This is a genomic window from Paenibacillus thalictri, from assembly GCF_004307995.1.
GTDB classification, from domain to species: Bacteria; Bacillota; Bacilli; order Paenibacillales; family NBRC-103111; genus Paenibacillus_AF; species Paenibacillus_AF thalictri.
On record NZ_SIRE01000004.1, the window covers coordinates 61271 to 80996 of the forward strand.

14 protein-coding genes and 2 riboswitches are annotated in these 19726 nt (G+C 52.9%); of the genes, 8 read left to right on the forward strand and 6 right to left on the reverse strand.

The genetic code is table 11. The features are described from left to right. Positions 1–18 precede the first annotated feature (18 nt). Positions 19–411, reverse strand: a complete 393-nt coding sequence (gcvH, locus tag EYB31_RS04925) for a glycine cleavage system protein GcvH (RefSeq protein ID WP_131012175.1) — start codon at positions 409–411, stop codon at positions 19–21. 182 nt (positions 412–593) lie between these two features. Next, positions 594–691, forward strand: a riboswitch (glycine riboswitch). Positions 692–694: 3 nt separating this feature from the next. Then, positions 695–804, forward strand: a riboswitch (glycine riboswitch). A gap of 111 nt (positions 805–915) precedes the next feature. Between gcvH and gcvT the strand changes: the two genes are divergently transcribed. The 3 genes from gcvT to gcvPB are packed head-to-tail and all read left to right on the forward strand — an operon-like array spanning position 916 to position 4933. Continuing rightward, a complete protein-coding gene (gcvT, locus tag EYB31_RS04930) occupies positions 916–2043 on the forward strand; it encodes a glycine cleavage system aminomethyltransferase GcvT (protein ID WP_131012176.1) in 1128 nt (375 codons plus the stop codon). An 8-nt stretch (positions 2044–2051) separates the two neighbouring features. Next, positions 2052–3404 (forward strand): aminomethyl-transferring glycine dehydrogenase subunit GcvPA, encoded by a 1353-nt coding sequence (gcvPA, locus tag EYB31_RS04935; protein ID WP_131012486.1) that lies wholly within the window; start codon positions 2052–2054, stop codon positions 3402–3404. Continuing rightward, complete coding sequence (gene gcvPB, locus EYB31_RS04940; RefSeq protein WP_131012177.1) at positions 3401–4933, forward strand: aminomethyl-transferring glycine dehydrogenase subunit GcvPB; 1533 nt, start codon at positions 3401–3403, stop codon at positions 4931–4933. The genes gcvPA and gcvPB overlap by 4 nt, the downstream gene beginning before the upstream one ends. Before the next feature lie 162 nt (positions 4934–5095). Here gcvPB and EYB31_RS04945 read toward each other — a convergent pair whose 3' ends face one another. Further along, a complete protein-coding gene (locus EYB31_RS04945; RefSeq protein ID WP_165452218.1) occupies positions 5096–5797 on the reverse strand; it encodes a helix-turn-helix transcriptional regulator in 702 nt (233 codons plus the stop codon). A 163-nt stretch (positions 5798–5960) separates the two neighbouring features. On the opposite strand from EYB31_RS04945, the gene EYB31_RS04950 reads away from it, so the two are divergent. Next, positions 5961–7451: an MFS transporter gene (locus tag EYB31_RS04950; RefSeq protein ID WP_131012179.1), complete on the forward strand. Its 1491-nt coding sequence runs from the start codon at positions 5961–5963 to the stop codon at positions 7449–7451. Between the two features lie 53 nt (positions 7452–7504). Here EYB31_RS04950 and EYB31_RS04955 read toward each other — a convergent pair whose 3' ends face one another. Together EYB31_RS04955 and EYB31_RS04960 are read right to left on the reverse strand one after the other, a co-directional pair. Continuing rightward, the gene (locus tag EYB31_RS04955; RefSeq protein WP_131012180.1) at positions 7505–8509 is read right to left on the reverse strand and encodes a DUF1835 domain-containing protein; all 1005 of its coding nucleotides are present in this window, start codon (positions 8507–8509) and stop codon (positions 7505–7507) included. 308 nt (positions 8510–8817) lie between these two features. Then, entirely contained in the window at positions 8818–12699 is a 3882-nt protein-coding gene (locus tag EYB31_RS04960; protein ID WP_131012181.1) for a glycoside hydrolase family 44 protein, read from the reverse strand. A gap of 308 nt (positions 12700–13007) precedes the next feature. Here EYB31_RS04960 and EYB31_RS04965 point away from each other — a divergent pair, with 308 nt between their 5' ends. The 3 genes from EYB31_RS04965 to EYB31_RS04975 are packed head-to-tail and all read left to right on the forward strand — an operon-like array spanning position 13008 to position 16713. Then, complete coding sequence (locus EYB31_RS04965) at positions 13008–14108, forward strand: GerAB/ArcD/ProY family transporter (RefSeq protein ID WP_131012182.1); 1101 nt, start codon at positions 13008–13010, stop codon at positions 14106–14108. Then, complete coding sequence (locus tag EYB31_RS04970; protein ID WP_131012183.1) at positions 14105–15541, forward strand: spore germination protein; 1437 nt, start codon at positions 14105–14107, stop codon at positions 15539–15541. The genes EYB31_RS04965 and EYB31_RS04970 overlap by 4 nt, the downstream gene beginning before the upstream one ends. Then, complete coding sequence (locus tag EYB31_RS04975; protein ID WP_131012184.1) at positions 15538–16713, forward strand: Ger(x)C family spore germination protein; 1176 nt, start codon at positions 15538–15540, stop codon at positions 16711–16713. Before EYB31_RS04970 ends, EYB31_RS04975 begins: the two co-directional genes overlap by 4 nt. Positions 16714–16746: 33 nt before the next feature. Here the strand turns inward: EYB31_RS04975 and EYB31_RS04980 are convergent, their stop codons facing one another. Continuing rightward, positions 16747–17400 carry a response regulator gene (locus tag EYB31_RS04980; protein WP_240762131.1) on the reverse strand — a complete coding sequence of 218 codons (654 nt, stop codon included), beginning with the start codon at positions 17398–17400 and terminating at the stop codon, positions 16747–16749. A 147-nt stretch (positions 17401–17547) separates the two neighbouring features. Further along, positions 17548–18318, reverse strand: coding sequence for a helix-turn-helix domain-containing protein (locus EYB31_RS04985; RefSeq protein ID WP_131012186.1), 771 nt, complete (start codon positions 18316–18318; stop codon positions 17548–17550). Between the two features lie 124 nt (positions 18319–18442). On the opposite strand from EYB31_RS04985, the gene EYB31_RS04990 reads away from it, so the two are divergent. Continuing rightward, positions 18443–19726 (forward strand): hypothetical protein, encoded by a 1284-nt coding sequence (locus tag EYB31_RS04990; RefSeq protein WP_131012187.1) that lies wholly within the window; start codon positions 18443–18445, stop codon positions 19724–19726.

Genomic DNA, 19726 nt, shown 5'->3' on the forward strand with positions numbered 1-19726 from the left:
GCTCCGATTGTTCCCGTTCTACTCCTCGGTCAGCTCGCGGTACTGCTGCGCCGTAAGCAGGCCCGACAACGCTTCCTCCGTGCTGCCTTCGACTTCAATCTCAACCATCCAGCCGGCTCCGTAAGGCTCGCTGTTCACTTTTTCCGGACTATCGATCAATTCGTTGTTTACTTTTGTAATAACTCCGGCTACGGGAGAGTACAAATCGGACACCGTTTTGACCGATTCGATTGTGCCCAGATTGTCGTCTTTGGCGATTTTCGCGCCGACTTCCGGCAGCTCCAGGAAAACGATATCTCCCAGCTGCTCTTGGGCAAAAGCGGTGATTCCAACCCGCACCGTGTTTGCGGATACGGCCTCCGCCCATTCATGCTCCTTGCTGTACAACAATTGATCTTTAACCTCCGACATGCTCTTGCCTCGCTTTCCGCAGCGGCCCTTTACCCAAGGCCATTAATGCTACCAGATTAAAGCATCGTAACTTGAGATGTCAATATAATTGACAAAAAATCATATTTTTATGTTGTTTGGTGTTGACATTATACGACCAGTTGGAGTAAATATGAATAGTGAGTTTTTTCTAACATAGGCGGATGATGGCAAAGGGAGAGATTACCGCTTGGACGGTAACGCCGAAGGAGTAAACCCTTGCAAGGGTGAATCTCTCAGGCAAAAGGACTTTTGTCGGACGCAGCTCTGGAGAGATCCCGCTTGTTTTGCAGTGCGGGACACCCAAGGGGAAACTGATCTGCGTCCGTTTTTTTTGGAAGCGCTCAAGGTAACTCTCAGGTACAAAGGACAGAGTGAAAAGCAAGGCTGAAGCCGTCCGCGGCTTATTGCCCCTGCTTTTCAACCTGTCCTTTTTTGCGCATTCTATAAATAATCCACTATTCCAAAGCGTGAGGTGATTGCTTTATGTCCACTGACCATCCAGGCAAAAAAACGCCGCTTTACGGCACTTACGCGAAATACGGCTCGCCGCGGATCGTCGATTTCGGCGGCTGGGCGCTCCCGGTTCAATTCAGCGGCATTCAAAAAGAACACGAAGCGGTCCGCGAGCGGGCCGGCCTGTTTGACGTATCGCATATGGGCGAAGTGCTTGTGACCGGCAAACAGGCCGAAGCGTATTTGCAGCAGCTGACGACAAACGACGTATCCGCGCTGGAAGACGGTCAGGCTCAATACAGCCTGATGTGTTATCCGGATGGCGGCGTGGTCGACGATTTGCTCGTCTACCGGATTTCCGCCGATCATTTTATGCTTGTCATCAATGCTTCGAACATTGAGAAGGACATCGACTGGATGCTCCGGCATCTGCTCGACGATGTCACGCTGCAGAACATCTCCGAAGAAACGGCGCTGCTTGCGCTGCAAGGCCCATCCGCCGAAGCTATTTTGCAAAAAGCGATGGATGCGGAGCTCAGCGGGTTGACCGGGTTCCGTTTTCTGCCGGACGCCCAGGTCTGCGGTGTCAACGCCATCGTCTCCAGAACCGGCTACACCGGCGAAGACGGCTTCGAGTTGTACGTCAAAAGCGGCGACGCCCCCGGCTTATGGGATCGTCTGATGGAGCTCGGCGCAAGCCATGGGCTGGAACCGGCTGGACTTGGCGCAAGAGACACGCTGCGCTTCGAGGCCAGACTGCCGCTGTACGGCCATGAGTTGTCCGCATCGATCAGTCCGCTGGAAGCCGATCTCGGTTTCTTCGTCAAGCTGGGCAAGAACGATTTTATCGGGAAGGATGCGCTGGTCCGGCAAAAAAGCGAAGGCGTGCCGCGCAAGCTGGTCGGCATCGAAATGATCGACCGCGGCATCCCTCGCGGCGGCTACCCGGTATATGCCGACGGACAACTTATCGGCGAAGTGACGACAGGCACGCAGTCGCCGACGCTGAAGCGCAATCTCGGGCTTGCGCTGATCGATGCGAAATACAGCGCCCTCGGCGCTAAAGTGCAGGTCGAGATCCGCGAGAAACGGCTGGAAGCCGTCGTCATAAAAGCGCCATTCTACAAACGCACGGCACCTGCCGGACATAAGGAGTGACTATAACGATGCAGCACCGCTATTTGCCCACGACTGAACAGGACCGCAAGGAGATGCTGGAAACGATCGGCGTCTCGTCGGTAGAAGATCTGTTTCAGGATATTCCCCAGTCCGTCCGTTTCCAAGGAACGTTAGACGTATCCCCAATGCTCGACGAACATGGCTTGCTGAAGCATATGCGCCGTCTTGCCGGCAAAAACGCCGACCATGACCAATACACAAGTTTTCTCGGCGCCGGTATCTACGATCATCATCTCCCGGTCGTCATCAATCACGTCATCTCGCGTTCGGAGTTTTACACGGCTTATACGCCATACCAGCCGGAGATCAGCCAAGGCGAGCTGCAGGCGATTTTCGAATTCCAATCTTATATTTGCGAGCTGACCGGCATGGCCGCAGCCAACGCCAGCATGTACGACGGAGCTACCGCATTGGCGGAAGCAGGCGCGCTGGCGCACGGCGCGACCAAGCGGAAACAGCTTGTCGTCTCCGCAGGCATTCATCCGGAAGCAAAGCAGATCATTGCGACCAGCGCGCATGGGCTGAATCTCGAGATCGTAGAGATCGGCTGCAAGGACGGTGTGACCGATCTCGAGCAGCTGGCCGCAGCCGTTTCCAAGGAAACGGCCGGCGTGCTTGTACAGTCGCCGAACTTTTACGGCTGCATCGAAGACTTGGCGGCGATTGAGCCGATCGCACACAAAGATGGCGCGCTGTTCATCGTCAGCGCCAATCCGCTGTCGCTTGGCCTGCTCGAAACGCCCGGCGCACTCGGAGCCGACGTTGTCGTCGGTGACGCCCAGCCGTTTGGCATCCCGTCTTCGCTCGGCGGTCCGACCTGCGGTTACTTCGCCGTAGCGACGCCATGGCTGCGCCGGATGCCGGGCCGCATCGTCGGCCAGACGGTCGACCGTGACGGCAAACGCGGCTTCGTGCTGACGCTGCAAGCGAGGGAGCAGCACATCCGCCGCGAGAAGGCGACGTCCAACATCTGTTCCAATCAGGCGCTGCTCGCGTTGTGCGCGTCGGTGTACCTGTCGACGATGGGCAAGCAAGGCATGCAGGAAGTCGCCGAACTGAACCTGCAGAAGGCGCATTACGCCGCAGAGGTGCTCACCCGCATTCCAGGCGTATCGCTTGCTTACGGCAGTCCGTTCTTTAATGAATTTACGCTGAAGCTGCCGGAAACCGCCAGCATTCGCGAGCTGAACGAACGGCTGATCGGGGAAGGTTTTATCGGCGGCTACGACCTCGGTCAAGATGACGCCGCGCTGCAGGGCCACCTGCTGGTTGCCGTTACCGAGCGGCGGAGCAAAGCGGAAATCGACGAATTTGCTGAACGTTTGGAGGCGATGTTATGAACGAGATCATTAGCGATAAGCAACATGAGGTAAGCGATACTACCTCCAATTCCGGCTCCACAGACGGCACAGTCAAACACGACAAAGCGCTGATTTTCGAAATGAGCCGGGAAGGCCGCAAAGCGTATTCCCTTCCTCCTTGCGACGTGGCGGCCGTACCTGCGGAATCGCTGATTCCGGAGAAGCTGCTGCGCAAAAAACCGGCAGAGCTGCCGCAAGTATACGAAGTTGACGTGATCCGCCACTATACGGCGCTGTCGCGCCGCAATTTCGGGATCGACAACGGTTTTTACCCGCTTGGTTCGTGCACGATGAAATACAACCCGAAAATCAACGAAGACGTGGCGCGTTTTCCCGGCTTCGCCAAAATTCACCCGTATCAGCCCGAATCGACGATTCAAGGGGCGCTTGAGCTGCTGTACACGCTGCAAAACGATCTCGCCGCCATTACCGGCATGGATCAAGTGACGCTGCAGCCGGCTGCGGGGGCCCACGGCGAATGGACCGGATTGATGATGATCCGCGCTTATCACGAGAGCCGCGGCGAACGCCGCACCAAAGTGATCGTGCCCGACTCTTCGCACGGCACGAATCCGGCCAGCGCCACGGTCGCCGGTTTCGAGACGGTGACAATTCCGTCGGGACCGGACGGTCTTGTCGACCTGGACGCGCTGCGCGCCGCCGCCGGACAGGATACAGCCGCGCTGATGCTGACGAATCCGAACACGCTGGGCTTGTTCGAGGAGCAAATCGTCGACATCGCCGCCATCGTACACGAAGCGGGCGGGCTGCTGTATTATGACGGAGCCAACTCCAATGCGATCATGGGCATTGCCCGTCCCGGCGACATGGGCTTCGACGTCGTGCATCTCAACCTGCACAAAACGATGAGCACACCGCACGGCGGCGGCGGTCCGGGTGCAGGGCCGGTCGGCGTCAAAGCGTTCCTCGCGCCGTTCCTGCCGAAACCGCTGGTTATCCGTGCCGCGGACGGCACGTATTCCTTCGACTACGACAAACCGCAGTCGATCGGCCGGGTCAAAGCTTACTACGGCAACTTCGGCATTCTGGTGCGGGCGTATACGTACATCCGCTCTTACGGTCCTGAAGGCTTGCGCACCGTTTCCGAAAATGCGGTGCTGAACGCCAACTACATGCTGCGCCGGCTCGCTCCTTATTTCGATGTGCCATATGACCGGGTATGCAAGCACGAATTCGTCTTGTCGGGCAAAAACCTCAAAAAGCTGGGCGTGCGCACACTTGACGTCGCCAAGCGGCTGCTCGATTTCGGCTATCACCCGCCGACGATTTATTTCCCGCTGAACGTGGAAGAATGCATCATGATCGAGCCGACGGAGACGGAAAGCAAAGAAACGCTTGACGGTTTTATCGATACGATGATTCGAATCGTAAAGGAAGCGCAGGAAAATCCGGAGCTTGTGACGAACGCGCCATACACGACGGCGGTACGGCGCTTGGATGAAACCCAAGCCGCGCGCAAGCCGGTGTTGAACTGCACCTGCGGGTAAAACGACAGGTAACACCCCGAAACATTGACCATGGTCAATTCTTAAAATAACCAGTCCTTGCACGCAAGCAAACTGCGGCCCGGTTCAAACGAGACATTCTAACACCATGTCCCTTTGAACCGGGCCTGCCGTTTTAGCTGCTGCACCGGACTGGTTTTTGTTTTACCTCGATTCGTATTTCTCCAGCCATTCCTGCCAAAACACCTGAAGATCGAAATCTTCGGGGCGGACGAAACGCTCCTCCTGTTTTCCCTCCAGCGAATCTATACGCAGCAAACGAAACGCCCGCACATTTCCTTCCGTTTCTCCGACCAGAAACCAGACACCGGCTTTGGCCACAAGGCCGTATGGCTTGAGTTTCAAACATAACTCATGCCCCTCGCGGCTTGTATAAGTCATCGTGACAGCATGTTGCTCCCATATGGCTTGCTGCGCCGCCTGCAGATAAGGAGCGGTTTTTTCGTCCTGACTCCATGACTCCGGATCGAGATAAATCCGCTGCTGAATCCACTCCGCATCCCGTCGGCTCTGATCAGGCAACGCATGCAGCAGTTTCAGCAAGGCCGATCGTAGCGGCGGGCCGATGCCAAGCTGCTCAAACGAACCTCCTGCCAGGTGCATAAACACGGCCTGAATCTCCGCAGTGGTCAATCCGCCGATGGTCATTTTATAATTCGCCGGCAAAACAAAACCTCCCCCGACACCCGGGTCGGCATACACGGGGACGCCGGAAATGCTGAGCGCATCCATGTCCCGGTATATCGTCCGCTCCGACACCTCCAGCCGCCGGGCCAGCTCCGCCGCTGTCATCCGGCCTTCCATCTGCAGCATCATAAGAATCGATATCAATCTGTCGGCGCGCAATTTCGTGCAGCCCCCTTATCACATGCGCATTATCGAACACCCTATAACCCCATTATCGTGCAGACGGGCAATCACTGACAATAGGTGTCAACAATTACATGTTAAGATAAGGCCGTAAGGTCGGATAAGACCTTAACTTTCTAAGTAAACGGTGCTGGCGCAAATGATACATTTCAAAAACGGATTTGCTTCCCATCCAACGCTGAAGCTGCTGCAGCTCTCCGCTTTGATCCGCAGCATGTGTCAAGGCATCGCCTTGGTATCCACCAGTCTATACCTGAAAGAGCTTGGCTGGAGCGGCGGTACTGTCGGTTTATTATTCGCGGCTGCCGGACTGTTTAGGACGCTCGCTTCCTCATTTGCCGGCGAGCTGAACGGCTTTCTCGGACCCAAGCGGTATTTGCTGTTGTTCGAAGCATTAACAGGAGCAGCGGCGTTAACGATCATGCTGACAAACAGCGGCATCGCCTTATGCGCTGCCGTGATATGCGCCGGCTTCGGGATGGGCCATACCGGTTCCGGCGGGCCCGCAGCGCCGATTGAGCGCCGCTGGATCGGGGCGTTCGGGCGCATACATGCAAACTCGATTTTTGGCGTCAACGCCTTGTTAAGCTACTGGGGTCTCTCAATCGGTTCTTTGTTTGCGGCGCTCACACCTTATCTTCAGCCGATATGGCCGGGCGCTCAAGCTTACCGTCCCTTATTCGGACTGATTGCGGCATTTTCTCTAGCAGGTATATTGCTATTGATCAATATCAGGGGAGGCGAGCGTAGAAAAACAGATGCACCCATTGATGAACGCGGGCATGCAGGTGGAGTTCAGCCACCGCCAAGCGACGCCAAGACGCGCACTCGGGATTCGCATACGTTAGAACTGGGCGCTATACATGACGAACCTAAGCGCATACAGGACGCCGCGCCTTCACCCAAGCCGCGAAAAGCGAATATTTTTAGCTTGCTCACCGTTGTATTCGCTGTCCTGCTGGCTCTCTCATTTCCGCTATGGGATCGCAAATTTCCTTTGGGCGCCGCGCTTGTTCCCGTTTCCGTCCTCGGGCTTTTGGTACTGGCCTCGGTCATCCGTGCATGGCGTGGCCCAAGAGACGAACTACTCACCCTTGTCCATCTGCTTAACAGCATAGCCGTCGCATTGACAGGTACGATGACCTCTTATTGGTTAGCGGTAAAATTCGAAGTACCCGCCTATTCGATCGGTTTGGTGATATCCGTTTCTTATTTCCTGACCGGCATTGTCTCCTTGCTTATTGTCCATGCGTCCAACAAATTCGGCGCCGTGAAACCGGTCGTTACCCTGCAATTGGCAGGTGCCCTTTGCGTATTGGCTCTGCCTTGGACGCCATGGTTCTGGGCCGCAGCCGTACTGAACGCCGGCGGCACGATGTTGAATCTCGGAACACGCGGCAGCCGCGCGGCTGTTATGAACGAACAGACCAAAAGGAGCAAACGCACTTGGCGCTCAAGAGCAACGTCTTTTTTGCTGCGGTTGGGGACGATCCTATGGCCAGGCGCATTCGGACACCTGATCGATGCCGGCGAATTTGCGCTTCCTTTTTATATCGCCGGATTCGTGCAGGTCGTCTCGACAATATGGTATGGTGCGATACATCGATCTGCTAAACTTCCTCCGAAGTGAACATTCTATACTTTCTTCAAGCACAGCGGCAGCGAGCTTTTGAACAAATGAATTTATGCTTCCGCCGTTTCATACAGCGTTTGCCGGACCGTATCCCAGCGCCACCGCGGCTGCTTTCCTTGCACGTGCACACCGCCATACCATTCGTCGATCCCTTGTTTTGCGGCCCGGTCCGCCTCTTCGGCTAATACACTTCTTCCAAACGCCGTCAAAGCGATCTCGCCATGGACAAAAGACGCGGTAGGTGCGTCATACGCCGGAAATCCGTCCATTCCTCTGATGCTAAGCAGCGGGTAAGGCCCCTGCGACAACTTTTTCAAAATATGCCAATACTGCAGATCGCCAATTCCCAATATATGCAGACGGCCGCTGACATGTCCGAATAACTCCCCCGGGGAATTTATTCCGGTCTCAACCAGTTCCAGCGTCATCTGCTCTACACAGCCAAGTCCGTTGCGCACTGAAGGAAACCTCGACAGATGAGCCTTAAATGCCTCTTGCGCAAACGGCAGAGCCGACGTATCTTCGCTAAGCAGCTTCTGCAGCTTGTCCGGTTCGCTCGAGGAATAAGCCTGCCACAATGCGCTGCCTAACTCCATCGCTTCGGGGCTGACAGATTTCCACGTACCGGATAAGCTCTGCAGCTGCTCCGGCGTCAGCTGTCCAAGTCCGCGGAAAGGTTCGATTCCCGGGAATTCGCCGATGGACAGCAGACTGAGTTTGGTTTGGGATAAAAACTGCTTTGAGAACCAGTGAAGCAAATAACATAACATCGCTTGGTCAAATAAATCATGCTCGAACCACAGCACGACTTCCTTGTATTGACTGTAACCGGCCAGCGTCTTATCCTGCGTTTCGCTGATCATGATATACTCGGAGCGAGGAATGCCTAATGTCCGTTCCAAATACCGCGCCCGTTTCTTACGATGATCCACTGCGGCCGGTTCTTCAAAAACCGGGCCGTGCGGGTACACTTCCCGCCACACCAAAATGTCATCAGGCACCAAGCCTTGCCGCAGTTTCTTCGCTACCGAATCCCCGTTCACAATGTGCAGCATACGTTTTTTCCCTCCGTCCAATGGATTCAATACTGATACCGGATCGTAGATCGGCCGCATGATATCCGGCAAGTTCGAGTCTTTAATTAAACTCTAATATAAATAGCCGATTCTGCCTATCCCTAAAAGTGCGAATATTTAAAAAGCTTTTGACAAATTCAAGGAATTGCACTCGCCCTTTAGCGACAAAAACGCATACATTCATTTTTTAATAAAAAGCTGCCGCTCCTGTGGGAACGACAGCTTGCTTCTTGGCTGTTTTTTCGTGAGTCGTGTGAGCACTTATGTGTCTACCGGCTCATATACAATTACGGCATAACGATCAGCGTGGCCGACTTCGCCGGCAGCGTCAGCGACAGTCCTTGGGCTGTACCCTGCACGGTGCCTGCCGGAGCCAGACGTTTCTGCGCTTCGAAGCGGTATACCTGCGCTGTTTTGTTCAAGGCCAGATCGGCTTGAATGTTTGCTGTGCGCGGCGCCGTATCTTTGTTGAACAGCAGCACGTATTTTTTGCCTTGCGCGGATACGACAGTGTATGAACCTACCGCATCCCTATTGGAGCTCGATGTGCTGACGACATTGCCTTCGACGCGGCTTCCCGCACCGTCGTAATTGATGAAAATTTTAAACGCGTCTTCAAGCGGCGTATTGCCTTGCAGACCGCCCCAGCGCATAGCGTAATCGACGCCTTCGCGGGCGAAGATAGCGAGCGCTTCGGCTTGCGCCAATCCGCTGCCGATGCCCGTGCCGTCGCCGAAGTTGTATTCGGAGATCGACAGCTTCATGCCCGGCGCGTTGCGCTCGATAATATCGTGCATCCGAGGGATCAGATTCACCGGCTCCTGAATCCAGGACGATGCGTCGACGAAATTCGGATCGTACAGCGATTTGAGGGAATTCAAGCGGCGTTTGGTCATCAGCGGAGATTCATCGCTGGAGAACGGCACGTTGTTTTCAGCCGGATAATAATGAATGTCCAGCGTATCGATAAGCCTTGTGCCGGTCGTCTTGCGGTGTTCCTCCACCTTGCCGAGCAGCCATTCCATGTACGGCTTGCCTCCGTGAGCTTCCATATCCGCACCCGGCGCGCAGCCGTCCTTCGCGGAATAGAAATATTCGCACCAGCCCCACGGTACCGGACCAAAGATGTCGGCTTGCGAATCGGCTTGCTTGATCGCCGTTCCGTAAGCTTTGGTATAATTCCAAATTTCATCGTAGGTCGTCATTTGCGGATGAACGTCCCAATGCGAATGCGGCCACAGCATCGGCTCGTTGTCGAGCGCATATTTGTGTACGCCGGATCCAAAATTTTGCTTGATGTGCTCAACCCATTTTGTCACGAACTCGGGCCCGATTTTTTTGGACGTATCCTCCGGCTTGTTGCCCGTCAAATAACTTCCGTCTTTCTTCTTGCCGTTGCCGGCATCGGCGCGGCACCAAGCTTCGTGCCAATCACATTCGTTGCTTTGCTGCGGACCGTATTTGGCGATCGAGAAACTCCAGCCGATCTTGCGTTCTTTCGGCGTCCAGCCGATCGTCGGCACCTGCATCAGCACGTCCGTTCCGCTATTCAGCGAATCCTGAATAAACCGGTCGGAAGTGGAGCCGTTTGGCAGCTGTTCCGGATGGGCATTGTCGTAAGGGTAGTTCAAGAAATACCAGTCGCCGCCGCGGTTGGTGGTGTCAATCTCCCAATTGTAGCGGGTCATTGCATTGCCGCCCCAACGCTTGATCGGGAATTTCATTGTGGAATGACCTTCCGCCGGCGAATCCTCAAAGTTAACCCCAAAAATACCTTGGCTTAACGTTCTGCGGTCTTTCGTCGAATCGATTGCGATAGTAACGACAGGGAGTTCAGGCGTAGGCAGATTAACGGCCGATGTCGTTTTGAGCATGTATATATCGTCGAAATAAACGGTACCTTGGTCTTGCTCGCCCCATGCCGACATCACGATGCCGTCAAAACTTAAGGCGCTTAACCCGAGGTCGGCGAACTTCAGCTTCACTTCCGTCCACTTGCCCGCAGGAATCCCGTTTGGAAGTTCCGTTTCGAGATCGAAGTCGCTGACAAAATTGCGGTCGTCCATCAGGTTTACATGAAGTTTTTGTTTACCCGCTCCGCCTCCGTACACTTTAAAGGATAACCCGTAATAATTGTTCAAATCCATTTTGCTGTCGCGATGCAGCCAGATCCCCTCGTATCCCTTGGCCAGGAAGGAGATCGATTTGCTGCCGGTCGCTACCGGAGAAACATTACCGAAGTTGCTGGTACCCCAGCTCCAGTTCGAGTATCCGGCCGCTAAGCCGTCCGTGTAAGCCGCTTCCGGGGTATTTGCAATGACTTGCACGTACATGGAGGCTGTCGACGTGCCGTACACTGCTGTAATTTTGGCGAGACCGGTACCTGCTGCGCTCAAAATACCTTTGTTTACTGCAACAATGTCCGGATTGCTTGACGTCCATGTCGTTTTATCGCTCTTATCGGCGCTTGTGCCGTTGGAATAACGTACTTCATACGTGATTTTCGAACTGTCGCCGGGCGCAAGCACCGTGCCGTATTGCGACAAGACACCTTCTACCACCGTAGGCGGAGCTACGTATTTTTCGAGCAAACGAATGTCGTCAAGATAAACGACACCTTGTGCGCCGTCGGTCAAACCGCGGAACAGCAGCCCGTCAAAAATATTGTTTGTAATCTGTTGGTCCGGCAAATTAATCAATACTTTGCTCCAGCTTCCGGCCGGAATTTTACCGCCCTCGATGAGACTGCCGATGTTTACCCGCGCTCCGGCCTGCCCGCCTGCGTTAAACACCAGCTCCAGCTGCTGCGCGCCGGCGGCTCCGCCGTTGATCCAAAATTCGAGACGATCGTATTCCTTCGCGTTGACCGCCCCGCTGTCCTTATACAAATACAAGCCGCCTTCATTGCTCGGATCAAACGAGATCGCCTTCGTGCCGGTATGCACGACCGCCGTATCGTTTAAGTTGCGCTGCGCCCAGCTGTAATCTTTGAACACCGGTCCGAGACCATCGCCGTAAATCTCGATGCCTTTCTGCCCGTCATCCACGGGGGGAAGCGCCGGTTCGGTTACGGAGACGTTCACCGTAGCGCTGAATGTCCCATACTGGACTGTCACAACGGAGGCTCCGGCTTTTAGAGCCGTTACGGTTCCATTCGCCACCGCTGCCACTTCCGGACTGGAGGAGCTCCACTGCAAACCTTGCGTCACCGGAACGGTTGTGCCGCCCGAATAGGTTGCCGAAACGACGGCAGCAGCAGAGTCCCCTTTTTTCAGCTCCAGTTTGGTTGGCGTTGCGGTAATGCCGGTGATGACCGGCGAGGACGTTTCGGTCACCGTCACGTTTGCCGCGGCAGTAAAGCTGCCCACCCCGGCGGTAATGACCGCCGTCCCGGCTTTCAGGCCGGTCACCTTGCCGCTAGCGACGGAGGCAACCGACGGGGCGCTGCTGCTCCAGGTTACACCTTCCGTCACGGGAGATTTCGTACCGTCCGAGAAGGTTCCCGTTACGGCCAATGTGACGTCCTGGCCTTGTTTTATGCTCACCGCATTGTAGGAAAGGTTAACGCCCGTCATCGTCTTTTGGGCTACGACACCACCGGCGTTTAAGCTGATGTCGTCAAAATAAACGTCCTTTTGCGATCCGGAGGTTGTGCCGCGAATCAAGATACCGTCGAAAATACCACTGGCAATGTTCAGCTTGCCGAGGTCAATGCTCAGCTTCTGCCATGTCCCCGTTCCGAACAAAGCAGCGTCAAGCGGCTGGGATGCAACCGGCTGACCGCCGGTCTGGATAACCGCTTCGAGCTTTTGCCCGCTTCCTTTGCCGCCGCTAACCCACATCTCCAATACAGGATAGTCCGAAACGCTGAGTATGCGGTCCCTGTACAGATACAGGCCGTCGTCATTGTTCGGCGTCATGCGGATCGATTTCGTTCCCGCATGTTTGGTCGAAGTATCCGACAACGAATGCTTAGCCCAGCTGTAATCGACAAAGGAATTTCGCAGTTGATCGTCGTATACGATCAGCTGCGCCGGTGAAGCGGCCGCCTGAGCGGCCGGAACATCCCCGACCCCGGCTCCGATACCGGATGCGGCTACAAGAAGCGATGTGATTAGCGGAAGCTTCTTCTTTGCTCCTTGCGACCATTTGGAAAATAAATGAATCAAAATGAGTACCTCCTTACAGGCGGCATACCGCCTGATGCTTTAATGGAATCAGATCACCTCTGACATTAGTATTATCGTGATGCGGAGCATGTCTCGAAGAGGTACTATCATCCCGTTTTGCTGTGTGACTCCGTCATGAATTTTTTTGTGTCTTGTCATGTGGGGAATAGAAAAAAGCCTAACACCCTGTCGGAAGCAGGAAATGTCCGGTAAGTCAGGGTCACATTGCCGCATAAAGCAACCCAACGGAGGAATAATACGGATAACCTGTGCCTATTTTCAAAAAAGAGATATCGGTGGGATCAAACATGAACACAAATCAGAGAGGTTTAAATCTTCATCAGATGGTTACCCTCTTTATGCTCTCTTCCGGTCTCATGGATCACGTCATTGTGATTCCTTTTTTACTTGGGATTGCAGGACGAAGCGCATGGATATCCGTCTTTTGCATAGGCGTCTTACTGACCTGCTGGCTGCCGCTGCTGCTTTATGTGATGAAGAAAACGAACATGGAGCCTATTTTTATATGGGTGAGGGGAAAGTACGGAGAATTTCTGGCTTCCATCCTGCGAATTCCGGTCATGCTTTACCTCTTTGCTATTGGAACGATAACCGTTATGGACACGATCGCTTGGGTTAAAAGTATGTTTCTTCCCGATACGCCGAATTGGTTTATCACATTTTTGCTTATGGGAGTTTGCGTATGGGCTGCTAACTCAGGCATTCGAACGATCGCGAGATGCGGGATATTTCTCCTGCCTTTGGTAGTTTTATTTGGCATTTTTGTCGCTACGGTGAATATTCCGCGCAAGCATTATCATTTCATATTACCGGTATTGGAGAACGGTTTCGGGCCTGTTGCACAGGGGATGTTTATTGTAGGCGGAGGTATGGTTGAAATAGCGCTGGTGCTTCTTCTTCAACAGCATCTGCAGGATAAAATGAAATTCAGGCATTTACTGTTCACGCTATGGGCGCTTGTTGGACTAACGGTTGGACCGTTAATAGGAGCTATAGCTGAGTTCGGTCCGGATGAGGCAGCGCGGCTCAGATACCCGGCTTATGAAGAATGGCGGCTTGTCCGAATCGGGCACTACGTCGAACATGTTGATTTTTTATCGATATTCCAGTGGCTCTCCGGCGCTTTTATTCGAATATCGCTGGCTATTTATATGATGATGGAGCTGCTGCACGACTATTTGCCCCAGAAAAAGGCCTCCCTCCCGTCTATCCTGGTCATTGCGGCTCTCATGATCGTTATCGTGCTCCATCCACACTCGGATAAAGATTTTGTGCAGTTTTTGAACCAGTGGTTTTTTTCGGGCGCGATCGTAATTACTTTGTTCTTAAGTCTAGGTGTAATGCTGCTTGCATCGTTCAAGAAACAAGGAAGGAGCGATACCTCATGACGGACAGAAATGTGATCGACACTTTGTGTCAAGCTTTAATGGATTGCGAAGATGTAGCGATCGAACATGTAAGTCCGGGCTACCCCAGAGTTGTGCTTTACTTTCAACCGCAAATGGTAGATACGAACCGGTTACGCGAATACTTTCTTCCGGACCTGGTCCATTCTCTGTCCAAAGACAGCGGTACACCGGGTCAACTGATGAATGAAAACGGTGCAATACTCGTACATAAATGTGATATAAAAGTGGAGGAATATGCTTTTTTGATTTTTGGCGGACAACTGCTTGTTTACTTCGAGCGTACAGACGAACTGTACAGTCTGGATATGTCGAACAAGCCTCACCGGGAGCCGGAAGAATCCGCTTTAGAGCCTTCCATTCGCGGAGCTCGAGACGGCTTTGTCGAGGAGCTCGACACGAACATTGCTCTGATTCGAAAAAGGCTCGCTACCACCGATTTGAGCGTAAAATATTACTATTCGTACGGAACTACACGCACCCGGGTGGCATTGCTGTATTTTAAAGATCGCGTTCCAGAGGTTTCCCTAGACATCATTCAGAAACGTCTTGAGAACCTTGGACATACCGTACTTGTTGGAGGCAATGCGAGGCTTGAAGATGTAATTTCGGGGAATCGGTATACGGTGCTGCCTATAAGCAATTTTACAGGGAAACCGGATTATGCTGCGGAAAGACTGGCACGAGGCAAATTTCTTGTTTTCATGGATGGATCACCCACGGCTACGATTGCGCCGGTTACGTTAACGGAACTGTTCATCAGCCCGGAGGATTCTTATTTCGATTATCACGTAGCGATCGCCAATCGATTGTTGCGGATCATTGCCGCATTCATCTCCGTCTTTTCTCCTGGCGTTTTTATCTCTTTACTCATGTATAACCAGGACCAGATCCCGTTTCAACTGCTCGCAACGATAGGGATATCGAGGCTGGGGCTGCCGATTTCAGCATTTATTGAAATGCTGCTCAGTTTATTTTTGCTTGATCTGCTTAGAGAAGCGGGGGCGCGTCTGCCCAGAGCAACAGGTTCTACGATCACGGTTGTGGGCGGGATTATTATCGGGGATGCGGCTCTTCGAGCAGGCATATTATCTCCTAGCATGATATTTCTGGCTGCCGTCTCCATTGTTTCAGGGTCCACGCTGGTTAACTTGAATTTACAAAGCACAACGAGAATCGTGCGGTTGTTCGTGCTGATCTTATCCGCTACATGCGGTATTTACGGGACCATCCTCGCTTTATTTTATATGCTGGTTTATGCCATTAACACGAACTCCTTCGGCATACCCTATTTCAGCTATGAAAAGTATGGGAGGAAAGAAAGCTTGCTGAAATTCATTCGTCTCCCTTTTCGCAAAAATAATATTGATCTTGTGGGAGGAACCCCCGTTTCCAAAGGAGATGACGGTACTTGAAGCTCAAAGCCATCAAGCGAGTGCTGAACATCGCGCTGCTAGGGGGCATGGTTCTGCTATTCACAGGTTGTTGGGATGCCGAAGAGGTGCAGCGGCTGAACTATATTATCGGGATGGGTGTCGACTACGAGGATAATAAATTCATTATTTATGGGCAAATGGTTAACTTTTCTTCGATCGCCAAGCAGGAACAGCAAAATGCCACGGTTAAAAACTGGGTCGGGCGCGGGAAAGGAACGACGGTACTTGCAGCTTTTAGCGATTTGATTGCTTCAGGACAAGGAACGATGTTCCTCGGACATATCCATTACTTGATCCTATCTGAAAATGTTTTGAAAGAACAAATGCTGGAGAAAGTGTTCGACTTCACCAACCGCAACAAAGAAACAAGGTATACAAAATGGTTTTATGGGACGAAGGATTCCATGTTCGATATTCTCTCCACCAAATCCTTCTTTGACCGCAGTTCACTCGATAGCATTCTAGGCAACCCGGAGCAAAACTATGCCCAACTGTCGAATTTGAAGCCATATTATGTCAATGAGGTTGTAGCCGCAATGCTGGAGCCATCCTCTACGGTTACCATTCCTTCAGTTGAGATTACAAAGGAAACTTGGATGGAGCAAAGGAAACCGGCGGATATATTAAAAAAGTCGGGGGGATTTATTTTTAACGGAACCCAATATCTCGGCTGGATGAAAATGAGCGATATTATGCAGGGACGCTGGATGCAGGCAGCCTATGAAGCATCTCCGCTCACCCTCCGTTCGGGTAACGGAATTATCGCTACGCTGGAGGTTAAGAATGCATCCCATAAGATCGAGATCGTTGATCGCAGCAGTGCCGTTCCGCGGTTTAAAATCAAGTTGAAGGCCACAGGAACCTTAATGGAGCTGGCTGAAGAGAAACCGCTGGAAGAGCTTCAGCGGCTGGCAGAACAAACGATTCGTAAGGAGATTCAGGAATATTATAAAAAAGGACTTGCCATGCATGCAGATTTACTGCATTTGGGCCAAACATTATATATACAAAACCCGTCAAAATGGAGGTCCATTAATGTTAACGGGCAATATCCCCTGACTCCCGACTCGTTGGAAGGGGTGGAGGTGCATCTAATTATCAATCATGCCCAGAAATATAAGTCTCCTCAGCTCAGTGATACTTACAAATAATTGGCTTCCTTGTGCCTGATTTCTCAAAACTTTTCAGTCTCCCAGCAAATCCCGCAGCGCCACAACGGCAAGCGTCCGGTCATTTGTGCCAATCTTGCCGTAGATGGAGCTGACGTAATTTTTCACGGTGCCTTCGCTCATAAATAACAATCCGGCTATTTCCCGGTTGGTCCGGCCCTCCAGCAGCAAACGCGCAACCGTCTGCTCTTTGTTCGTCAAAAGCGCAGCCTCCGCTTTTTTGCGGATGGTGTTGATTCCCGGCAAATGTCCGGAATCCAGCGCATGGATCCGGTTCGCCAGCTTGACGGCCACAGCGGAAGGCAACATAAAATGCCCTGCGGCCGCATCGCGGATCGATTGAACCAGCTGCTCTCCGGGCATATCCTTCATCAGAAAACCGACAGCTCCGCTGCTCAGCCCGTCCACGATATAATCGATATCGGAAAACGTCGTAAGAATGAGCACTGCCGCTTTCAAACCTTTGTCCTTCATCATGCGGACAGCCGCAATTCCGCCCATTCCCGGCATCTGAATATCCATCAGCACGATATCCGGCTCCAGCAGGAGCGCCTGCTCAATCGCTTCTTCACCCGAACGGGCCGTACCGACCACCTGCAGATCTTGTTCCAGCCCGATTATCGTTTGCAGGCCATCCCGCATAAGCGCCAAATCATCAACAATCAACACCTTAATCAATGCCCATCATCCTTCTCTTTTCCTTCCGCACTTGAACGCTTGCCCTCATTATAGCGTTACTCTCAGGCAGCAACAACACAATTCGTTTGGACTAACATCGAATGTTGCCTCCGACGCCTCCCTTGCTAACAGAAACCGCTACATTCTTCTCACTTCCGACGGCGTCTTGCCCCGGTACTGCTTAAATTGCCTGCTGAAAAAATAAATGCTCCGGTAACCAAGCGCCTCCGCCACCTCGCCAACCGTCATGCCGTTGAAGCGCAGCAGATGCTCCGCTCTTTCGATCCTTGTCTGCACTACATAACGCTCCAGAGAAACCCCCATCGTCTCTTTAAATTTCAGCGAAAAATAGCGCGGCGACAGCTGCGCTTTCTCTGCCAATGCCGCAATCGTATGTTCTTCCCCCGGCGTTTCTTTGATATAGTGGGCGACTTCGTGGATCATGCTTTTTTCCGTCCGAGTTTCCTCCGTCTCCTCCCTCAGCAAATGCAGCAGCATCAGCGTCAGCGCATAAGACGCTTCCAGCGTTGAAACAGACGTCTGATCGACCATCGTCATCACAAACCGGTTCAGCAGCGCCTCGAAATAAGGCGTATCTTTGATGTAATGGTATGGCGCGGGCATCGCCGCGGGATCAATTCCGTCAATGGAAAAATGAATAAACGTGACCGTCAGCGGTTTCTGCGGATTCAATCCGGCGAGTGTCGCGTCCCCCGGACGAAATAAATAACAGCTTCCCTTGCTCACCTCTTGCGGTTCTCCGTTCCTGCTTAAATGTCCTTCCCCGCTCCACACATACCACAAATCAAAGTCGGGCAAAGGCTGATGAAGCGTATCCCATTTCCATGTTCGTTCACAGGTTACTTTTCCGAAATTGGAGGTTAATCGCAGATGATCGGCTGATAACATATTCCCACACCTTTATGTCGTTTAGTGCAAATATTATATCAGCAAGTGAATTTATAATAAACAGTAAAATCGTTATAATTTGATTAAACGAGTGATAAATAATGCAAATGACGGAGGAATGAATATGCATCCTTTTATGGGAATCGAACATTGGGACCGCATCGGGTTATCGGTAGAGGAATCGAGCCGCAGACTGCGGCGAATCGGCTTTGTCGACCGGCAGTTGATGCGGATCGAAGTCGGGCATATGCTGGCGCGTCCGGAATACGAGATAAAAGGAGCGCTGGCCCGGCTTGCGTGGCAGGAAGCGAAACATAACGAGGAGCTCAGGAACCGCTGCAAGCAGCTGAGGTTGAGCTCAGTTGCCTACGACAAGTGCCCCGACGCCGGTTTGCAGCTGCTAATGGACCGCACGCTGGAGTCCGAGTCGACATTACTGCTGCTGACCGCATTGTTTAAAGTCGTCAAACCTGCCCAGATCGCTGCTTGCCGCGCCTATATGGAGCTCGCCCAGCCGCTGGTCGACGAACCGACGATTTCGCTGCTGAAGCACCAGCTTATAGACCGCGAAGATCAGATCGGCTGGGGACTTTCCGCGATCGGCGAATTGGCTACAGCGGCTTCATCCGAAGAACTTCAGCTTGCCGCGCGGTGGGAAACCTACTTGACTGATCTGCTGGAAGCTTGCGGAGGCATTGAAGGCCAATCCGCCGCCAGAACGCCCGATCCGCTGCTTGCGGTACCAAGCAAAGCTTTCGCTTTGCCCGAGCGAAGCACCCGGGACGAGCGCTTTACTTCTTCGGTCGTTAAGTTTAAAGACATCGAGTTTGCCGACAGCGACCAGGGCCGCTTTGAGCTGATGATGTACAGCCGTTATTTTGAAATGACGCCGGCCGAAGGAATCGCTTATGTGCATTTTACGACGGAAGGCAAGCCGTGGGCGTTCTATTTCGATACGGCCCGCCATTTATGGGACGAAGTGCGCCATTCCTGGTTTGGCGAAGCGGCATTGCGCGTCAAAGGATACGATGTATACAGCAAGCCGAACTGGACCGGCTGGTACGAAATGGCCCAATATGCCTTTGACAATGATGAAACCTACACGCACCTGACCATCGCGATCGAAAAAGCGGCGATGAAATACCCGCCGGGCAAACGCGAAGAGTGGGAGTTTTGCCGGGATATCGTGAAAGATCCGTTAATGACCACATTCCAAGATTTCGATTGGGCCGACGAAGTCGTACATGCCGGCTTCGGGCAGAAGTGGATTATCGATGCGCTGCATAGCGGGGACAGCGCCAAAGCCATGGCAGCGGCGGAAGCGACTGTGTGCAAAAGAGTGGAATTCATGAAGCAATATGAAAACGGGACTCCGACAAAAGGAACGCCGTTTGCGGGAAATTACTAA

Coding starts and splice junctions, on each gene's coding strand:
- EYB31_RS04970 (WP_131012183.1), top strand. CDS start 14,105: ATGACGGACAGAAATGTGATCGACACTTTGTGTCAAGCTTTAATGGAT.
- EYB31_RS04950 (WP_131012179.1), top strand. CDS start 5,961: ATGATACATTTCAAAAACGGATTTGCTTCCCATCCAACGCTGAAGCTG.
- gcvPB (WP_131012177.1), top strand. CDS start 3,401: ATGAACGAGATCATTAGCGATAAGCAACATGAGGTAAGCGATACTACC.
- EYB31_RS04985 (WP_131012186.1), bottom strand. CDS start 18,318: ATGTTATCAGCCGATCATCTGCGATTAACCTCCAATTTCGGAAAAGTA.
- gcvPA (WP_131012486.1), top strand. CDS start 2,052: ATGCAGCACCGCTATTTGCCCACGACTGAACAGGACCGCAAGGAGATG.
- EYB31_RS04990 (WP_131012187.1), top strand. CDS start 18,443: ATGCATCCTTTTATGGGAATCGAACATTGGGACCGCATCGGGTTATCG.
- EYB31_RS04965 (WP_131012182.1), top strand. CDS start 13,008: ATGAACACAAATCAGAGAGGTTTAAATCTTCATCAGATGGTTACCCTC.
- gcvH (WP_131012175.1), bottom strand. CDS start 411: ATGTCGGAGGTTAAAGATCAATTGTTGTACAGCAAGGAGCATGAATGG.
- EYB31_RS04955 (WP_131012180.1), bottom strand. CDS start 8,509: ATGCTGCACATTGTGAACGGGGATTCGGTAGCGAAGAAACTGCGGCAA.
- gcvT (WP_131012176.1), top strand. CDS start 916: ATGTCCACTGACCATCCAGGCAAAAAAACGCCGCTTTACGGCACTTAC.